This window comes from Rahnella inusitata (assembly GCF_965118895.1).
GTDB lineage: Bacteria > Pseudomonadota > Gammaproteobacteria > Enterobacterales > Enterobacteriaceae > Rahnella > Rahnella inusitata_A.
The window spans coordinates 84,836-101,347 of record NZ_CBCPJJ010000025.1 but is presented as its reverse complement, the minus strand read 5'-3'; the positions used below and the strand labels follow the sequence as shown (position 1 = coordinate 101,347).

The following is a 16,512-nucleotide window of genomic DNA, read 5'->3' as shown; positions in this document are numbered from 1 at the left end:
GTCCAGTAAAACACAAATCTGTCCACTATTAGCGCCACGACCCTCAGCCTATTGTTGTCGTCGATACCCTTTCAGTATCTGAGCTTTTTCCCGAAAAGAAGCCCTGATATTTGCGATCGTTACGCCCGACACCGGAAGCTCCAGGAGCTAATCATGAAAGACTTGCTCAATATTCTAAAAAATACCCGCCAGCACCTGATGACTGGCGTCTCACACATGATTCCTTTTGTGGTCGCGGGCGGCATTTTGCTGGCCATCTCTGTCATGCTTTACGGTAAAGGTGCCGTGCCGGATGCGTTAACCGATCCGAATTTGAAAAAGCTGTTTGATATCGGCGTTGCCGGTCTGACCCTGATGGTGCCTTTTTTGGCCGCCTACATCGGTTACTCCATCGCTGACCGCTCGGCGCTGGCCCCTGCGGCCATCGGTGCCTGGGTAGGTGCGTCCTTTGGCGCAGGCTTTTTTGGTGCGATCATCGCTGGTCTGCTCGGCGGCATTATCGTTTTCTATCTCAAAAAGATCCCGGTTCCTAAGATCCTTCGCTCTGTGATGCCGATCTTCGTGATCCCGATCGTCGGCACCTTGCTGACGGCGGGGATCATGATGTGGGGGCTCGGCGAACCCGTCGGGTTGCTGACCACTTCGCTTACCCACTGGCTGCAAGGGATGCAGCAAGGCAGCATTGTGGTACTCGCCATCATTATGGGTCTGATGCTGGCCTTCGACATGGGCGGGCCAGTCAATAAGGTTGCCTACGCATTTATGCTGATCTGCGTCGCGCAGGGCGTGTATACCGTCGTCGCCATTGCCGCCGTTGCCATCGCCACACCGCCGCTCGGTGTCGGTTTCGCCACGCTGATTGGCCGCAAGTTTTACTCCTCAGAAGAACGCGAAGCGGGGAAAGCGGCCATGTTAATGGGCTGCGTTGGCATCACTGAGGGCGCAATCCCTTTCGCCGCCGCTGATCCGCTGCGCGTTATTCCTTCCATCATGATCGGTTCTGCTTGTGCGGCGGTCACCGCCGCGTTGCTCGGCGCAGAATGCTATGCGGGCTGGGGCGGACTGATCGTACTGCCCGTCGTTCAGGGCAAATTTGCTTATATCGGCGCGCTGCTGGTTGGCATGATCGTCACTGCTCTGTGTCTCAATCTGCTGAAATATCTTGCCGCCAAAAAACAATCCACTAAAAACCACCAGGAATCTGATCTGGATTTGGACTTTGAAATTAACTGACACCAGGGAAAACACTATGACCAAGATTATTGCTGTCACCGCCTGCCCGTCCGGCGTTGCTCATACCTACATGGCCGCTGAAGCCATTGAACGTGCGGCCAACGCCAAAGGCTGGGAATGCAAAGTGGAAACACAGGGCTCAATCGGTCTGGAGAACGAGCTGACGGCAGAAGACGTGGCCGCCGCGGACATTGTGATTCTGACCAAAGATATCGGCATTAAATTCGAGGAACGCTTTAAAGGCAAAGTGACGGTGCGGGTTGGCATCAGTGATGCAGTCAAACGTGCCGACGCCATCATGGAAAAGATTGCCGTACACCTCAACAATACTGCAGTCACGGATTGAATTTAAGGAGAACAGGATGACTTCCCGCATCGAACGTCTGAAGGCCGCGCTTTTCGCCACCCCGCGTGAAATTTCGCTGGAACGCGCCCTGCTGTATACCGCAAGCCATCGAAAGACGGAAGGCGAACCGACGCTTCTTCGCCGCGCGAAGGCCACGGCATACATCCTGGATAACGTTGAGATTAGCCTCCGCGAAGACGAACTGATTGCCGGTAATCGCACGGTTAAGCCACGTGCGGGGATCGTCTCTCCTGAAATGGATCCCTACTGGCTGCTGAAAGAGCTGGATGCTTTCTCCACCCGTCCGCAGGATCGTTTCAACATTTCTGCCGAGGATAAACAGATTTACCGCGAGCAACTCTTCCCTTACTGGGAATCGCGTTCAATGAAAGATTTCATCAACAGCCAGATGCCGGAAGAGGTTACCGCCGCCACCAAAACGCAGATTTTCAGCATTAATCAGACCGACAAAGGCCAGGGGCACATTATTATTGATTATCCGCGCCTGCTGTACACTGGTCTTGATGGTCTGGTGGCTGAACTCCAACAGCATATTTTACAGCACCCGGATAATCCGTTTTATCAGGCTGCATTACTCCTCTTGCAGGCGGCACAGCGGCATATTCTTCGCTACGCCGCACTGGTGACGCTGATGGCGGACGAGTGCAAAGACCCGCAAAGAAAGCAGGAACTGGAAAGAATCGCCGGTATTTCGCTGCATATCTCAGCACGTGCGCCACAGGATTTCTATCAGGCCTGCCAGTTGTTCTGGTACATGAACATTATTTTGCAGTACGAATCCAACGCCAGTTCGCTCTCACTCGGGCGCTTCGATCAGTATATGTTGCCGTTCTACCAGTATTCCCTGTCTCACGGGGAATCGCCGGCGTTCCTTAAAGAACTGCTGGAAAGCCTGTGGGTGAAATGCAACGACATCGTTCTGCTGCGCTCTGCCTCCAGCGCCCGCTATTTCGCCGGCTTCCCGACCGGTTATACCATCTTGCTTGGTGGCCTTACCGAAGCCGCGCGCAGCGCCGTAAACGTGCTTTCATTTCTGTGTCTGGATGCCTACCAGAGCATCTGCCTGCCACAGCCCAATCTCGGCGTAAGGGTAAATGAACTCATTGACCGCCCATTCCTGCTGAAAACAGCCGAAACCATCCGTCTCGGCACCGGCATACCGCAAATTTTCAATGATGAAGTGGTGGTACCCGCGTTTCTAAACCGTGGTGTACGGCTGGAAGACGCTCGGGATTATGCCGTTGTCGGCTGTGTGGAACTGTCGATTCCGGGGAAAACTTACGGCCTGCACGATATAGCGATGTTTAACCTCCTGAAAGTCATGGAATTAACACTGCATGAAAACGAAGGTAATACCGCGATCACATACCCGGACCTGGTGGAAAAGATCCGCCAGAAAATCAGCCACTACGTCAAACTGATGGCGCAGGGCAGCAACATCTGCGACATCGGCCACCGCGACTGGGCACCCGTTCCGCTGCTCTCTTCATTTATTGACGGCTGTCTGGAGAGCGGTAATGACATCACCGCAGGCGGTGCACGCTACAACTTCTCCGGCGTTCAGGGAATTGGCATCGCCAACCTCAGCGATTCCCTGCATGCGCTGAAAGGCATGGTGTTCGATCAACAGCGCCTGACATTTGATGAGTTACTGGCATCGCTGAAAGAAAATTTTGCCAGCGAAGAAGGTCGTGCCATTCGTGCCCGCCTGATTAACCGCTTCGAGAAATACGGTAACGATGTCGATGAAGTTGATTTGATCAGCGCCGATTTGCTGCGTTATTACTGCAAAGAGGTCGAACAATACCGTAACCCGCGAGGTGGACAGTTCACGCCGGGCTCGTACACCGTGTCGGCACACGTGCCGTTAGGTGCGGTTGTAGGCGCAACGCCGGATGGTCGCTTTGCCGGTGAACAGCTGGCCGACGGCGGTCTTTCACCAATGCTCGGGCAGGATCACCAAGGACCCACAGCCGTACTGAAATCGGTCAGCAAACTCGATAACACGCTGCTTTCCAATGGTACGCTGCTGAATGTGAAATTCACGCCGTCGACGCTGGAAGGTCAGCAAGGGCTGAACAAACTGGCAGATTTCCTCGGTGCGTTTACCCGTCTGAAATTGCAGCATGTGCAATTCAACGTGGTCAATGCAGAGCAACTGCGCGAAGCGCAAAAGCGTCCGCAGGATTTCGCGGGGCTGGTCGTCAGGGTAGCTGGCTACAGCGCATTCTTCGTCGAGCTGTCAAAGGAGATTCAGGATGACATTATCGGTCGAACCGCGCACCAGCTCTGAGCTGCGCATCCCCGTCGTCGTGAAAACGATCGTTGCAGATAACACCCTGCGTGGACGCATCTTCAACATTCAGCGGTTTTCGCTCAATGATGGCCAGGGTATCCGTACCCTGGTTTTCTTTAAAGGATGCCCGCACCGCTGCCCGTGGTGCGCCAACCCCGAGTCCATGTCGCCGCGCATACAGACCATCAAACGGCAGACGAAATGCCTGAACTGCCGGACATGCCTGCAAGATCCGGATGAATGCCCCAGCGGTGCGATGGAATACATCGGCGAAGACATTACGCTGCCAGAACTGATGAAACGTCTGCTTAAGGACGAAGTGTTTTTCCGCTCCTCTGGCGGTGGCGTCACGCTTTCGGGGGGTGAAGTTCTGATGCAACATGCTTTTGCCAGCGCGTTATTGCAGGAGCTACAGGCTCTGGGCATTCATACGGCTATCGAAACGGCAGGCGATGCCCCGCGGGATCACTTGCTTGCGTTGACAGAACGTTGCGATCAGGTTTTGTATGATTTCAAAATAATGGATCCGTCGCTGGCGCGTTCCATTCTCAACATGAATCAGCCACGTGTGCTGGAGAATTTCAGTGAACTTGCCGGGCGCGGCGTGAAACTGCTGCCCCGTTTACCACTGATCCCCGGTTACACCCTGATGCCCGAAAACATGCAACAGATCCTGGATTTCCTTAAACCCTTCCACTTAAATGAAATCCATCTGTTACCCTTCCACAAGTACGGTGAAGCCAAGTATCCGCTACTGGGGAAAACCTACTCCATGCACAAAACGCCGGTGCCGGATGCACAAACCCTTGCGCCTTATCGTGCGCTGGCGGAAAGCTACGGATATCGGGTCACTCTGGGTGGTTAGCGGGTTAAACATCGGATCAATGATTTCCGACAAAGGGGAATAGCAATGTCATTGAAATTGGTCGCCGTCACGGCGTGCATCAGCGGTGTGGCACATACGTATATGGCGGCAGAGCGTCTGGAAAAACTCAGTGCGCAGGAAAAATGGCAGGTAAAAGTGGAAACGCAGGGGGCTCTGGGTATCGAAAATTCGCTGTCAGAAAGCGATATTGCGCAAGCCGATATTGTCCTGCTAGTCACCGAGATCCAGCTTGAAAACCGCGAGCGCTTTGCCCACAGTCGCTGCGTTCAGACGGGTATGCATACGTTTTTGCGCACGCCGGAAAAAGTCATGGCTGCCGTCAAAAAAATCGCCACCTCGCCGCAGGGCACGCAGATCGTTTTACCCTAGTTATGGCTGTGCTTGTTCCAACTGGCTGCGGTATTGCCGCCGATACTCCGAAGGTGAACGCTCCGTGTTTTTCTTAAACTGCCGGCAAAAGTAGTTGCTGTCGACAAATCCGCAAGCATGAGCGACTTCCTTCACCTTCATGTCGTAGCCTTTTAGCAGATTTTTTGCCTGCTCCAGCCGCACATAATTCAGATATTCGTTTAGCCCGACTCCGCCGCTTTTCTGGAACAGATGTGACAGATAATTTGGTGAGATATAAAACGCTTTGGCGACGGAATCGCGGGTCAGCGGTTCGCGGTAATGTTCTTCGATGTGCTGGCGGATCGCCGTGAACAGCGCCTGACTGCGCGACGCGGTCTGAACCGAAGAGCTGAACAGATCCAACGCATGGCTCAGCAACCCTTTTACCAAAAACTTTGCCGTTTGCTGATCGCTTCGGTGCCACGCCAGTTCATTCAACGCCTGTAACATAAACGCGCCGACGCGAGGTCCACGCCTGCCAATATTGCCCTTTTCGCTCCCATCAAACCCTGTACCATCCCAGTGAAGCAGGCTGAATCCAAGCTGTTGCTTGCCAAACAGAATACTCAACGTGCGCACTGGCTTTTGCCACTGCGGGCTGTTCCAGCCTTTGGCCGGAACGAACAATGCATCGCCCGCCAGCATTCGCGTCGTCTGACTTTTGCCCTGCTCGTCTTCCCATTCCATCATCTGCTCGCCGTCCAGAATCAGCTCCAGACGCGGAAAATCCACCTGATATGCCAGCGAAGGCACCGGATGCTGAGCACCGGCAAAATACACATGGCGGATGCCTGCGAAGTCCTCAAGTATTGGAGACAGAACAGAAAAAAGGGGATGGGTCATGGTTGGCTACCTGTCAGCAGAATCTGGCTATGATAACTAACCTCGGCTGAAGGCAGAAAGGGAACTCGCAGATTTGCGAGGAACGATGGGAAAATGGCTCACCGGCCCGCGCTGATGCCGGGAACGATGAGCCAGAAAGATGTTTATGCCTGCGGAGGCTGGCCGTTAGATGCGCTCAGGCCACCGTCCACCGGCAGATTCACGCCGGTGACAAATCGCGCGTCGTGGCTGGCAAGGAACGCGATGACATCCGCAATTTCTTCCGGCTCTGCGCCGCGACCGAGCGGGATGCGTTCGGAGAATTTATCCAGCAGCGGCTGATTGTCTTTAATCCCCGCCGCCATCTCAGTGAAAGTCAGAGACGGGCAAACCGCATTAACGCGCACGCCGTCTTTGCCGTGATCCATCGCGATTGAGCGGGTAAAGTTGGTCACGCCGCCTTTGGCTGCGTTGTAAAAGCTCATTCCCCAGTCGCCACCCATACCGGATACCGAAGAAATATTGACGATGTTGCCTTTGCTTTTAATCAGCGCTGGCATGAAGAAGCGGGTGCAGTAGAAAACGCCGCTCAGGTCGATCGCCATGATTTTCTGCCAGTCATCGAGGCTAGCTTCAGTGACTTTACCCTGCACCACCACGCCCGCACCATTGACCAGCACATCGACGCGGCCAAATTTATCTTCGATCACTGCCGCCATGCGCTCGACGTCCTGCGCCGAAGATACATCCGCCAGATGAATATAATATTGCGTGCTGCTCAACGTGCTGGCGACCTTCTCGAGCTTTTCTTTGGTTCGCCCGACCAGCACCACAATCGCGCCCTCTTTGGCAAAACGCCGGGCAGACGCTGCGCCCATACCTGAACCCGCGCCGGTAACGACAACCACTTTATCTGTAAATCGGTTCATGTTTTCTCCCTGTCTTAATGAATTACAATTTGTATTAAGCCTAGTGGACAAAACCGGGGTTTGGAGATAACGGCCTGTCAAAACCTCCTCAATCACGCTTCAGCCGCCGTATGCCGCGGGCTGAAAGAGTCGTAACAAAGTACGAATGACCGATAAAAAAAAGAGCTTCGGGTATACAGCCCCGAAGCCCAACGTGTCGGCTATTCACCGGCACACTTCCACCAACGTACTTTTTACTCACTTCCGGTCAGATTTTCTCCGCACGAAGACGCTTAGCCGCTTTCACCATATTTTCCAGAGACTCGCGGGTTTCCGGCCAGCCACGGGTTTTCAGGCCACAGTCCGGGTTCACCCACAGGCGCTCTGCCGGGATACTGTCCGCCGCTTTACGCAGCAGGTTTTCGATCCACGCCACACTTGGCACGTTAGGCGAGTGAATGTCGTAAACGCCGGGTCCGATTTCGTTCGGATAATCGAATTCTTTGAAGGTTTCGATCAGATCCATATCAGAACGCGAAGTTTCGATAGTGATTACATCGGCATCGAGCGCAGCAATCGAATCCATGATGTCGTTGAATTCGCAATAACACATGTGGGTGTGGATCTGAGTGTCATCTTTCGCAATGGCGGCATTCAGTTTGAACGCGTCTACGGCCCAGCGCAGATAAGCATTCCACTCAGACTTGCGCAGCGGCAGGCCTTCACGCAGGGCAGGTTCGTCAATCTGGATGATGCCGATACCGGCTTTTTCCAGATCTTCCACTTCGTCGCGCAGCGCCAGACCAATTTGCTTAGCAATGGTTTCACGGCTGACGTCCTCACGCGGGAAGGACCAGCAAAGGATGGTGATCGGGCCGGTGAGCATGCCTTTGACCGGTTTTTCGGTCAGCGATTGTGCGTACTTCGCCCATTCGACGGTGATCGCTTCCGGACGGCTGACGTCGCCGATGATGACCGGCGGTTTCACGCAGCGGGAACCGTAGCTCTGTACCCAGCCATTTTGCGTGAACACAAAGCCGTCAAGATGCTCGCCGAAGTACTCGACCATGTCGTTACGTTCCGCTTCGCCGTGAACCAGTACGTCAATGCCCAGACGCTCCTGCTCTTTGATGGCTTGCTTGATATGTTCGCTGATGCCGGTGCGGTATTTAGCGTTATCCAGACGGCCTTGTTTGAACTCCAGACGCAGGCCACGGATTTCCGTGGTTTGTGGGAATGACCCTATGGTAGTGGTCGGCCATGCAGGCAGATTGAAACGGGCCCGCTGCGCTTTGGCGCGCTCGGTGTAAACGTTTGGACGCTCGATATCGGTGGCCGTAATAGCCGCAACGCGTTTACCAACGGCGGCATTGTTCACGCGGGTCGATTCACGACGGGCGCGAATTGGCGCGCTATATTCTGCCAGTTTGTGCTGTGCTTCTGCGGTCGGGTTATTCAACGCAGACGTCAGCAGTGCAAGCTCCACACATTTTTGCAGGGCAAATGCGAACCAGCTTTTCACTTCATCATCCAGACGGCTTTCAACGCTTAAGTCGATCGGGCTGTGAAGCAATGAACAGGAGCTGCCGATCCAGACGTTGCGGCCTTCAACCAGCGGCTTCAGACGGTCGAACCAGGTGCTCAGATCTGCACGCCAGACGTTACGGCCGTTGATCACGCCCAGAGAAATCAGCCAGTCTTTTGGCAGTGCGTTGATGACCGTTTGCAGATCATCGTGACCGGCGACCGCATCAATATGCAGGCCTTGTACCGGCAGTTGGCGGACAGTGTCGAGGTTGTGCCCGACGCTGTCGAAATAGGTGGTCAGCAGCAGTTTGGTTTTGCCCTGCAACTGCTCATACGCAGGTTTGTAGGCATCAAGCCATTCCTGCGGCAGTTCAAGTACCAGCGCCGGTTCATCAATCTGCACCCACTCGATGTCGCGTTTTGCCAGTTCGGCCAGTACTTGCTGGTAAACCGGCAAAATATCGTTAATCAGCGAAAGACGGTCGAACTGCTCGCCTTTCACTTTACCGAGCCACAGGTATGTCAGCGGGCCGAGCAGAACCGGTTTCACTTTGTGGCCGAGCGCCAGCGCTTCGTCCACCTCTTCCAGCAGTTGCGCCCAGGTCAGTTTGAACTGCTGACCTTTCACGAACTCTGGCACCATGTAGTGATAGTTGGTGTTAAACCATTTGGTCATTTCCGCAGCGGCAGCCGGTTTACCGGTCGGTGCACGGCCACGGCCAAGTCGAAATAAGGTATCGAGATCCACAGACCCATCGGCATTCTGGTGACGTGCAGGCACGTTACCCAGCAGCAGGCTGGTGGTCAGTACGTGATCGTACCAGGCAAAATCGCCAACAGGCAGCAGATCAACCCCCGCTTCGGCCTGTTGTTTCCAGTGACGGGCGCGCAGTTCGCGGCCGGTTGCCAGCAGTTCTTCCTGAGTGGAATTACCTGCCCAGTAGCTTTCTTGAGCTTTTTTAAGTTCACGACGCAGACCAACGCGTGGAAAACCCAGTGTGTGATTCAGTATCGTCATCTTTTTAATTCCTGTTTAGCCGTCCAGATGTTTACACATCCATAATCCGCAGGTACTGTATATTGCACAAGCGCAAATTATTCATGTCACAGTGAAGGACTCTCATGATCGAACTGAAACACCTGCGAACGTTGCAAGCACTGCGCAACACCGGGTCACTGGCCGCTGCCGCCTCGCAGCTTCATCAGACACAATCGGCCCTGTCTCACCAGTTCAGTGACCTCGAGCAACGGCTGGGTTTCAGATTATTTGTGCGCAAAAGCCAGCCGCTGCGGTTTACGCCGCAGGGCGAAATCATGCTCAATCTGGCAGAGCAGGTGCTGCCACAAATCCAGCAGGCGTTGCAGGCATGTAATGAACCGCATCAGACCTCACTGCGTATCGCCATCGAATGCCACAGTTGTATTCAGTGGCTGACGCCCGCGCTGGACAACTTCCATCAGAACTGGCCGCAGGTGATGATGGATTTCAAATCCGGCGTGACGTTTGACCCGCAACCGGCGCTGCAACAGGGCGAACTGGACCTCGTATTGACGTCCGATATCCTGCCGCGCAGCGGTTTGCACTATTCGCCGATGTTTGATTTCGAAGTCCGTCTGGTGCTGGCCCCGGATCATCCGCTGGCGACCCAGGCCGTCATCACGCCGGAAGATCTGAGCAGTGAAACGCTGATGATTTATCCGGTGCAGCGCCAGCGTCTGGATATCTGGCGGCATTTCCTGCAACCGGCAGGCGTCAGCCCGTCGCTGAAAAGCGTAGATAACACGTTGTTATTGATTCAGATGGTGTCGGCGAGAATGGGAATTGCGGCGCTGCCACACTGGGTGGTGGAGAGTTTTGAGCGCCAGGGTCTGGTGGTGACAAAAACCCTGGGCGATGGCTTATGGAGCCGGCTGTACGCCGCCGTACGTGATGGCGAGCAGCGTCAGCCGGTCACAGAAGCATTTATTCGTTCGGCGCGGCAGCACGCGTGCGATCATCTGCCGTTTGTTCGCGACGCGGCACGACCCAACGCCGGTGCACCCACAGTGAGGACATAATCACCGCCGCGCCCAGAATAAAGCTCGGCCAGTGCGGCTGCTGTTGCCAGATCGCCAGATTCACCAGCAGCCCGGCCGGGACGTGAAAATTGTTCATAATCCCCAGCGTTCCCGCATCCACCTGCGTTGCGCCGTAGTTCCACATGAAGTAGCCCAATCCCGACGCGCCAACGCCTAACCATACCAGAATGCCCCATTGCAGCTCCGTGGTAGGCAATTTTTGCGGATTACCCCACAGGAACCACGCCACTACGGCGCACATTAGCGCACCGATGTAGAACCAGGAAAAGGCCGTGTGCTGCGGCACCGGGCGGGTTTCCATCAGACGTTTGTAGCCCACCTGTCCGATGGCAAAACAAATATTCGCCGCCTGCACCAGCAACAGCCCGATGATGAAATGCTCGCTGATGTGGTCATAACGAATAATCGCCGCACCCGCCACCGCCAGCAGCGCGCTGAGTGCATAGCCAATGCGGATTTTACGGCCGCTGATCAGGTCATAAATCAGCGTCACGTACAGCGGCGTCATCACGGTAAACAGCAGGAATTCCGGCACTGACAGATACAGATAGGCCTCGAAGCTGATGAGATACATGATGCCAAGCTGCATCGCACCGACCGCCATGTACAGCAGGATGGTGGTAAAGGCATAGCCCTTCCAGCGCAGAAACGGCAGGAAAACCAGCGCCGCCAGCCCCAAACGGACCAATACGGCGAAGACGCTGTCGACCTGTCCGGCGAGATAAACGCCGATCAGGCTGAAGGAAAAGGCCCATAAAATGGTGGTGATAATAAGTAAAGGCACGGCAGTTGAGCCCTGTGTGAAAGAGGAAGTTTGAAAGATGGACGATTGTAGCCCAATGAGAAACACCGCGGGATGTGAAGGTGGTTTACATCTGGTTAATTATAGAACAAACGAGAGCCGCGCCACGCTTTGAGGGAAACGTGCCCTCAAATGCCGCGCTGGTGGGTGTGATGGCATACACTTAACGGATGACTGGAAATGGAGAATGAACCGATGAAACGCTTATATGGAATAATCGCCGCACTGCCACTGCTGTTGGCCGTTCACGCTGCCGGTGCCGTCGAGAAAGTGCCGAATCCGAACGACCCGCTGCTGACCAATCCGTCGCAACAGCGCATGCAGCAACAGCAGCAGAACAACCAGCAAATGCAGAAACGTCAGCAGGAGCAGGATCTGCGCAGCAATCAGCAACAACAGCAACTCAAACTGCGTTCGCAAATCCAGAGCAATCAGCAACGGTTGCAGATCCAGCAGAATAACCAGACGCTGAATCAGAAATTGAATCAATAACAGAATTGATGAGTAAGTATCTTAGTTATTCATCAAAATAATAATTCGTTTCCGCAGAGAAAAAACTCCCTGCGGTTTTTTAGTCCCATTATATGACCTGTATCCCGATTTTATTTCTGCCGATCAATGAAAATAATTGACTCCAAAACTCTTAAGGATAGCTTCAGATGTCAAATGGAAGAACGACGACATTCTATAACAACCCCTTCTCTGGTTTCCCAAACTCAGCCACGTCATTCCTACCCTTAGAAATTAATCGGCCCGGCAGTGATTATCGGGAAGTGTTAATTAAAAACGTCAGTGAAAACCTTCATTATATTATGTTTCTTACTCAGGAAGAGGCTTATGCCATTCTGAAAGAATTGGCTCCGGTTGGGAAATATGATGTCTCAGAACGTAACCTTGACAGGTTGGGACTCGGTGCCACTTATGCTGGGAATACGAAAGATGGCATAACCACATCAAAAATCATTTGGAAACTCAAAGGACTCGGTGTTGCAGCTAAAATCTATCGTGCCAGAAATGGTGAACAATCGTTGGGGAAGAGATAGCCAACTTCTTTATAAGAAAATATGAAAAAAAAATCCAATCAAGATATTTACCTGACCACAGAACAAAGACTGAGTTGCCTCTTGGTTTTTGCTCTTGGGATTTGGCTATGCTGCTTATTGCCTTCTATGATCGAAGATCAAATTATTTATAATTTATCGTACCCGAATATTATTTCATTCGACAGGCTTTCGATTTTTATTATAGGAGGAGCAGCGACTTTTCTCATGTTGGCAACTTGTACACCTTACATAATTTTGAAAGGGGTTATGCCATATAATCCAGGAAAACGTATCATTATAGGATCGTGTTACATCAGTATTGCAGGAATAATTATTGCAATAATATTCCAGTATACTTTTATAACCTCTTTAACTACTAAGGGATATGGGCATTGCTTTCCTACAGATCTTCATGGCCCGACACTCTATGTCAAAGATGCCAATGAATGTGTAAAAAGAAACCTGCCGATAATGGTCAGACCGAGAGATCAGCCGAAAGAAGATACGCCAGCGACGGTATACGAAGACCCTTTTCATAAGTGGAATTAAAAACACCAAAACTAAATACATATGGGCGCTGTTACAGCACCCATGTTTGATTATTCAAAATCCGGCCCGATCACATCAATCTTATCCGTACAGATGCAATCCACGCCCCAGCGCAGGAGTTCGCGGGCGCGCTCGGGGTTATTCACCGTGTATACCAGAATATGCAGGCCAGCGGCTTTGATCGCGTTTACACGCGCTTCACTCAGCAGTTTGTGATTGAGGTGCAAAGACACACATTCCAGTTCGTCGGTCAGCGCATTCCAGTTTTCGTGCCATTCGTCGATGAGTAATCCGCGCGGCAGTTCAGGGGCGGCTTTTTTGGCGGCGACCAGCGCGTCGAATTCGAAAGAGGAGAGCAGCGGTGGAACACTCTGATCTTTCCACAGCTCACGGGCAGCGAGCGCGATGTCAGTGCCGGTTTTTTCATTCAGGCCAGTGGTCGGTTTAATTTCAATGTTTACCATCATGTGATGGCGCGCACAGCGTTCGGCGACCTGCGCCAGCAGCGGCAATTTCTCGCCTTTAAACGCGGCGCTGTACCAGTCACCGGCGTCGAGCTGCTGAAGTTTCTCCCAGGGCTGCTCACCCGCCACGCCCCAACCATTACTGGTGCGGTTGAGGGTATCGTCGTGCAGCAGGAATATTTCTCCGCCCTGCGCCAGTTTGGCGTCAAATTCGATCATCGTATGACCGTATTTCGCGCCCACATCGATGGCGGCCAGCGTGTTTTCCGGTGCCAGAGCACCGCCGCCACGGTGCGCCACAATACGAGGGTAAGGCCAGGCTTTCATGTTCATTCCATCCGTAATCCGCTGTGAGTATCGAAAAAGTGTAACGCTTTCGTTGGGAAAACCAAGCGTAACAGCGAACCCGCCGTCGGAAACACTTCATGCGATAAGCGCACCACAACGCCGCTGCCCGCCAGCTTGCCGTGCGCGAGATTGTCCGCGCCCAGTAACTCCAGCGTATTGAGCACCATCGGAATACCGTTTTGCGTATCTTCTGTCAGCTGAATATGTTCAGGGCGGATACCGATTGTCAGTTCACGACCGCCCCATTCCGGGCGCGGGACTGGCAGCGGCAATTCGAATCCGTCTTCCATCACCAGCGACGTGCCGTCAGTGGTCAGTTGGCCGGGCAACAGGTTCATCGCCGGTGAGCCGATAAAGCTGGCAACGAACAGGCTGGCCGGGCGGCGATAGACTTCCGAGGGCGTGCCGATTTGCTCGGCGATGCCTTTGTTCATCACGATCACCCGCTCCGCCAGCGTCATGGCTTCGACCTGATCGTGCGTCACGTACAAGCTGGTGGTGCGCAGGCGGCGGTGCAGTTGTTGCAGCTCAAGGCGCATCTGTACGCGCAACTTAGCATCAAGGTTAGACAGCGGTTCGTCGAACAGGAACACCGCCGGTTCACGCACGATGGCACGCCCCATCGCAACACGCTGACGCTGGCCGCCGGAAAGTTCGCGTGGTTTGCGTTTCAGCAGCGGGCCGAGTTCAAGAATGCGCGCGGCTTCTTCAACGCGGGCAAGGATCTGTGCTTTGCCGAAACCGCGAATTTTCAGGCCATAGGCCATGTTGTCGAACACAGTCATGTGCGGATACAGCGCGTAGTTCTGGAACACCATTGCGATGCCGCGATCTTTCGGTTCCAGCTCAGTGACACGCTGGTCGTTAATGTAGATATCGCCGGATGTCGTGCGCTCCAGACCGGCCACCATACGCAGCAGAGTGGATTTCCCGCAGCCGGAAGGCCCGACCATCACGATGAACTCCCCGTCAGCAACGTCCAGATCGATACTCTGGATAATCTGGTTTTTGCCGTCGTAAGACTTGGTCACTGCCTGTAATTTCAAATTTGCCATTTCGGTTTACTTCTCACTGTCTACCAGACCGCGCACAAACCAGCGCTGCATCAGGAGCACCACCGCCAGCGGTGGCAATAATGTCAGGATCATGGCCGCCATCACCTGATTCCATTGTGTCGAGCCGTCGCCTGAGGAGATCATGCTTTTAATCCCCGCCACCGCCGTGCCCATCGAGGCATCGCTGGTGATCAAAATCGGCCACAGATACTGGTTCCAGCCGTAAATAAAGGTGATAACGAACAGCGCCGCGAGGTTAGTTTTCGACAGCGGCAGTACGATGTCCCAGAAAAAGCGCATCGCGCCCGCGCCGTCGATACGCGCCGCTTCCAGCAGTTCATCCGGCAGGGTCATGAAGAACTGGCGGAACAGAAACGTCGCGGTGGCTGACGCCATCAGCGGCAGCGTCAGGCCGGTGTAGCTGTCGAGCATATGCAGATTAGCGATCACCTGTACTGTCGGGAAAATACGCACTTCCACCGGTAACATCAGCGTCATAAAAATCAGCCAGAAGAACAGGTTACGCAGCGGAAAGCGGAAATAGACGATCGCGAATGCCGAGAGCATTGAGACAGAGATTTTTCCGACGGTGATGACGATTGCCATGATGAAGCTGTTAATCAGCAGGCGTCCGAATGCCGGACTGTTATTGCCGACGCCCTGCGTCCAGATGGCGCTGATGTTTTCCCATAAATGCGTACCGGGAATGAGCGTCATCGGCACTTCAAAAATCTGTTTGTTATCCAGAGACGCTGCGACAAACGCGACGTACAGCGGGAAGAGGATCACCAGCACGCCGAGCAGCAGCATGATGTGGCTGAAAATATCCAGCCCTCTGCGGTTTTCAATCATTGATAACGCACCTTACGCTCGACGAAGCGGAACTGAATGAACGTCAGGCCAATCACCAGCATCATCAAAATGACGGACTGCGCGGCGGAGCTGGAGAGATCCAGACCGGAGAAACCTTCGCGGTACACTTTGTAGATAAGCGTGGTCGTCGCCTGTATCGGGCCACCGCCGGTCGCGGCGTCGATCACCGGGAAGGTATCGAAGAAGGCGTAAACCAGATTCACCACCAGCAGGAAGAAGCTGACCGGCGAAATCAGCGGCAGCACCAGATTGAAGAAGCGTCGCACCGGGCCAGCACCATCAATAGCGGCGGCCTCTACCAGCGATTTAGGAATTGACTGCAACGCGGCGAGGAAGAACAGGAAGTTGTAGCTGACCTGCTTCCAGACCGACGCCAGCACCACCAGGAACATTGCCTGTCCGCTGTTTTGCGCGTGGTTCCAGTTGTAGCCGATCGAAGCCAGGAAATGCGATATCAGGCCGAGGCCGGGGCTGAATAAAAACATCCATAAAACGGCAGCCACTGCCGGTGCAACGGCATACGGCAGGATCATCAGCGTCTGATAAATGCGGCTGCCGCGAATGACGTGATCGACCAGCGCGGCGAAAAACAGCGACACTGCCAGCCCGATAAACGCCACCATAAAGCTGAATTTCAACGTGGTATAAAAGGATTCGAGATAGTACGGATCCGCAAACAGCTGCGTGAAGTTAGCCATGCCGGCAAACTGGCTGGATAACCCGAACGGATCCAGCGTCTGCACCGAATACCACAGCGCCTGACCCGCAGGCCACAGGAAAAATATCGCGGTGATCAGCAGCTGCGGTAAAACCAGTGCGTAAGGCAACCAGCTGCAACCAAAACCGGGACGGTGTGAACTCATGATGGTT

General features: G+C 53.8%; 17 protein-coding genes. 9 read left to right on the top strand and 8 right to left on the bottom strand.

Going from position 1 to position 16,512, the window contains the following annotated elements:
• The first annotated feature begins 153 nt into the window (after positions 1-153).
• The 5 genes from ACMHLI_RS20835 to ACMHLI_RS20815 are packed head-to-tail and all read left to right on the top strand — an operon-like array spanning position 154 to position 5,151.
• Positions 154-1,233, top strand: a complete 1,080-nt coding sequence (locus ACMHLI_RS20835) for a PTS fructose transporter subunit EIIC (RefSeq protein WP_413531128.1) — start codon at positions 154-156, stop codon at positions 1,231-1,233.
• 16 nt (positions 1,234-1,249) lie between these two features.
• Positions 1,250-1,579: a PTS fructose-like transporter subunit IIB gene (locus tag ACMHLI_RS20830; protein ID WP_413531127.1), complete on the top strand. Its 330-nt coding sequence runs from the start codon at positions 1,250-1,252 to the stop codon at positions 1,577-1,579.
• 16 nt (positions 1,580-1,595) lie between these two features.
• Positions 1,596-3,893 (top strand): formate C-acetyltransferase, encoded by a 2,298-nt coding sequence (locus ACMHLI_RS20825; protein WP_413531126.1) that lies wholly within the window; start codon positions 1,596-1,598, stop codon positions 3,891-3,893.
• Entirely contained in the window at positions 3,859-4,761 is a 903-nt protein-coding gene (locus ACMHLI_RS20820) for a [formate-C-acetyltransferase]-activating enzyme (protein ID WP_413531125.1), read from the top strand. The genes ACMHLI_RS20825 and ACMHLI_RS20820 overlap by 35 nt, the downstream gene beginning before the upstream one ends.
• 45 nt (positions 4,762-4,806) lie before the next feature.
• Complete coding sequence (locus ACMHLI_RS20815) at positions 4,807-5,151, top strand: PTS fructose-like transporter subunit IIB (protein ID WP_112165609.1); 345 nt, start codon at positions 4,807-4,809, stop codon at positions 5,149-5,151.
• On the opposite strand, the gene ACMHLI_RS20810 is transcribed toward ACMHLI_RS20815, so the two are convergent.
• The 3 genes from ACMHLI_RS20810 to metE all read right to left on the bottom strand — a co-directional run bounded on the left by ACMHLI_RS20810 (position 5,152) and on the right by metE (position 9,447).
• On the bottom strand, positions 5,152-6,015 hold the full coding sequence (locus tag ACMHLI_RS20810; RefSeq protein WP_413531124.1) for a helix-turn-helix transcriptional regulator: 864 nt from the start codon (positions 6,013-6,015) through the stop codon (positions 5,152-5,154).
• Positions 6,016-6,158: 143 nt separating this feature from the next.
• Positions 6,159-6,923, bottom strand: a complete 765-nt coding sequence (locus ACMHLI_RS20805) for an SDR family NAD(P)-dependent oxidoreductase (RefSeq protein ID WP_413531123.1) — start codon at positions 6,921-6,923, stop codon at positions 6,159-6,161.
• Between the two features lie 247 nt (positions 6,924-7,170).
• Complete coding sequence (gene metE / locus ACMHLI_RS20800; RefSeq protein WP_413531122.1) at positions 7,171-9,447, bottom strand: 5-methyltetrahydropteroyltriglutamate--homocysteine S-methyltransferase; 2,277 nt, start codon at positions 9,445-9,447, stop codon at positions 7,171-7,173.
• 104 nt (positions 9,448-9,551) lie between these two features.
• Between metE and metR the strand changes: the two genes are divergently transcribed.
• Positions 9,552-10,487 carry an HTH-type transcriptional regulator MetR gene (gene metR / locus ACMHLI_RS20795; protein WP_112165602.1) on the top strand — a complete coding sequence of 312 codons (936 nt, stop codon included), beginning with the start codon at positions 9,552-9,554 and terminating at the stop codon, positions 10,485-10,487.
• Here the strand turns inward: metR and ACMHLI_RS20790 are convergent.
• Positions 10,393-11,292, bottom strand: coding sequence for a carboxylate/amino acid/amine transporter (locus ACMHLI_RS20790; RefSeq protein WP_413531121.1), 900 nt, complete (start codon positions 11,290-11,292; stop codon positions 10,393-10,395). The two genes, metR and ACMHLI_RS20790, sit on opposite strands and share 95 nt — an antisense overlap.
• 213 nt (positions 11,293-11,505) lie before the next feature.
• On the opposite strand from ACMHLI_RS20790, the gene ACMHLI_RS20785 reads away from it, so the two are divergent.
• The 3 genes from ACMHLI_RS20785 (at position 11,506) to ACMHLI_RS20775 (ending at position 12,902) form a co-directional block, all read left to right on the top strand.
• Entirely contained in the window at positions 11,506-11,802 is a 297-nt protein-coding gene (locus tag ACMHLI_RS20785) for a DUF2756 domain-containing protein (RefSeq protein WP_413531120.1), read from the top strand.
• 167 nt (positions 11,803-11,969) lie between these two features.
• Positions 11,970-12,353 (top strand): hypothetical protein, encoded by a 384-nt coding sequence (locus tag ACMHLI_RS20780; RefSeq protein WP_413531119.1) that lies wholly within the window; start codon positions 11,970-11,972, stop codon positions 12,351-12,353.
• A 21-nt stretch (positions 12,354-12,374) separates the two neighbouring features.
• Positions 12,375-12,902 carry a hypothetical protein gene (locus ACMHLI_RS20775; RefSeq protein WP_413531118.1) on the top strand — a complete coding sequence of 176 codons (528 nt, stop codon included), beginning with the start codon at positions 12,375-12,377 and terminating at the stop codon, positions 12,900-12,902.
• Between the two features lie 50 nt (positions 12,903-12,952).
• Here ACMHLI_RS20775 and ugpQ read toward each other — a convergent pair whose 3' ends face one another.
• The 4 genes from ugpQ to ugpA are packed head-to-tail and all read right to left on the bottom strand — an operon-like array spanning position 12,953 to position 16,505.
• Positions 12,953-13,693: a glycerophosphodiester phosphodiesterase gene (gene ugpQ, locus ACMHLI_RS20770; RefSeq protein WP_213051575.1), complete on the bottom strand. Its 741-nt coding sequence runs from the start codon at positions 13,691-13,693 to the stop codon at positions 12,953-12,955.
• Positions 13,694-13,695: 2 nt separating this feature from the next.
• Complete coding sequence (locus ACMHLI_RS20765; RefSeq protein ID WP_413531117.1) at positions 13,696-14,769, bottom strand: sn-glycerol-3-phosphate import ATP-binding protein UgpC; 1,074 nt, start codon at positions 14,767-14,769, stop codon at positions 13,696-13,698.
• Between the two features lie 6 nt (positions 14,770-14,775).
• On the bottom strand, positions 14,776-15,621 hold the full coding sequence (gene ugpE / locus ACMHLI_RS20760) for a sn-glycerol-3-phosphate ABC transporter permease UgpE (protein ID WP_413531116.1): 846 nt from the start codon (positions 15,619-15,621) through the stop codon (positions 14,776-14,778).
• Positions 15,618-16,505, bottom strand: a complete 888-nt coding sequence (gene ugpA, locus ACMHLI_RS20755) for a sn-glycerol-3-phosphate ABC transporter permease UgpA (RefSeq protein ID WP_413531115.1) — start codon at positions 16,503-16,505, stop codon at positions 15,618-15,620. The genes ugpE and ugpA overlap by 4 nt, the downstream gene beginning before the upstream one ends.
• Positions 16,506-16,512: the final 7 nt, after the last annotated feature.

Bases quoted from the DNA above. Each gene is read 5' to 3' on its own strand.
- ACMHLI_RS20820 (WP_413531125.1), top strand. From the start codon at position 3,859: ATGACATTATCGGTCGAACCGCGCACCAGCTCTGAGCTGCGCATCCCC.
- ACMHLI_RS20765 (WP_413531117.1), bottom strand. From the start codon at position 14,769: ATGGCAAATTTGAAATTACAGGCAGTGACCAAGTCTTACGACGGCAAA.
- ACMHLI_RS20805 (WP_413531123.1), bottom strand. From the start codon at position 6,923: ATGAACCGATTTACAGATAAAGTGGTTGTCGTTACCGGCGCGGGTTCA.
- metR (WP_112165602.1), top strand. From the start codon at position 9,552: ATGATCGAACTGAAACACCTGCGAACGTTGCAAGCACTGCGCAACACC.
- ugpQ (WP_213051575.1), bottom strand. From the start codon at position 13,693: ATGAAAGCCTGGCCTTACCCTCGTATTGTGGCGCACCGTGGCGGCGGT.
- metE (WP_413531122.1), bottom strand. From the start codon at position 9,447: ATGACGATACTGAATCACACACTGGGTTTTCCACGCGTTGGTCTGCGT.
- ACMHLI_RS20815 (WP_112165609.1), top strand. From the start codon at position 4,807: ATGTCATTGAAATTGGTCGCCGTCACGGCGTGCATCAGCGGTGTGGCA.
- ugpE (WP_413531116.1), bottom strand. From the start codon at position 15,621: ATGATTGAAAACCGCAGAGGGCTGGATATTTTCAGCCACATCATGCTG.
- ACMHLI_RS20785 (WP_413531120.1), top strand. From the start codon at position 11,506: ATGAAACGCTTATATGGAATAATCGCCGCACTGCCACTGCTGTTGGCC.
- ugpA (WP_413531115.1), bottom strand. From the start codon at position 16,505: ATGAGTTCACACCGTCCCGGTTTTGGTTGCAGCTGGTTGCCTTACGCA.
- ACMHLI_RS20810 (WP_413531124.1), bottom strand. From the start codon at position 6,015: ATGACCCATCCCCTTTTTTCTGTTCTGTCTCCAATACTTGAGGACTTC.
- ACMHLI_RS20830 (WP_413531127.1), top strand. From the start codon at position 1,250: ATGACCAAGATTATTGCTGTCACCGCCTGCCCGTCCGGCGTTGCTCAT.
- ACMHLI_RS20835 (WP_413531128.1), top strand. From the start codon at position 154: ATGAAAGACTTGCTCAATATTCTAAAAAATACCCGCCAGCACCTGATG.
- ACMHLI_RS20775 (WP_413531118.1), top strand. From the start codon at position 12,375: ATGAAAAAAAAATCCAATCAAGATATTTACCTGACCACAGAACAAAGA.
- ACMHLI_RS20825 (WP_413531126.1), top strand. From the start codon at position 1,596: ATGACTTCCCGCATCGAACGTCTGAAGGCCGCGCTTTTCGCCACCCCG.
- ACMHLI_RS20780 (WP_413531119.1), top strand. From the start codon at position 11,970: ATGTCAAATGGAAGAACGACGACATTCTATAACAACCCCTTCTCTGGT.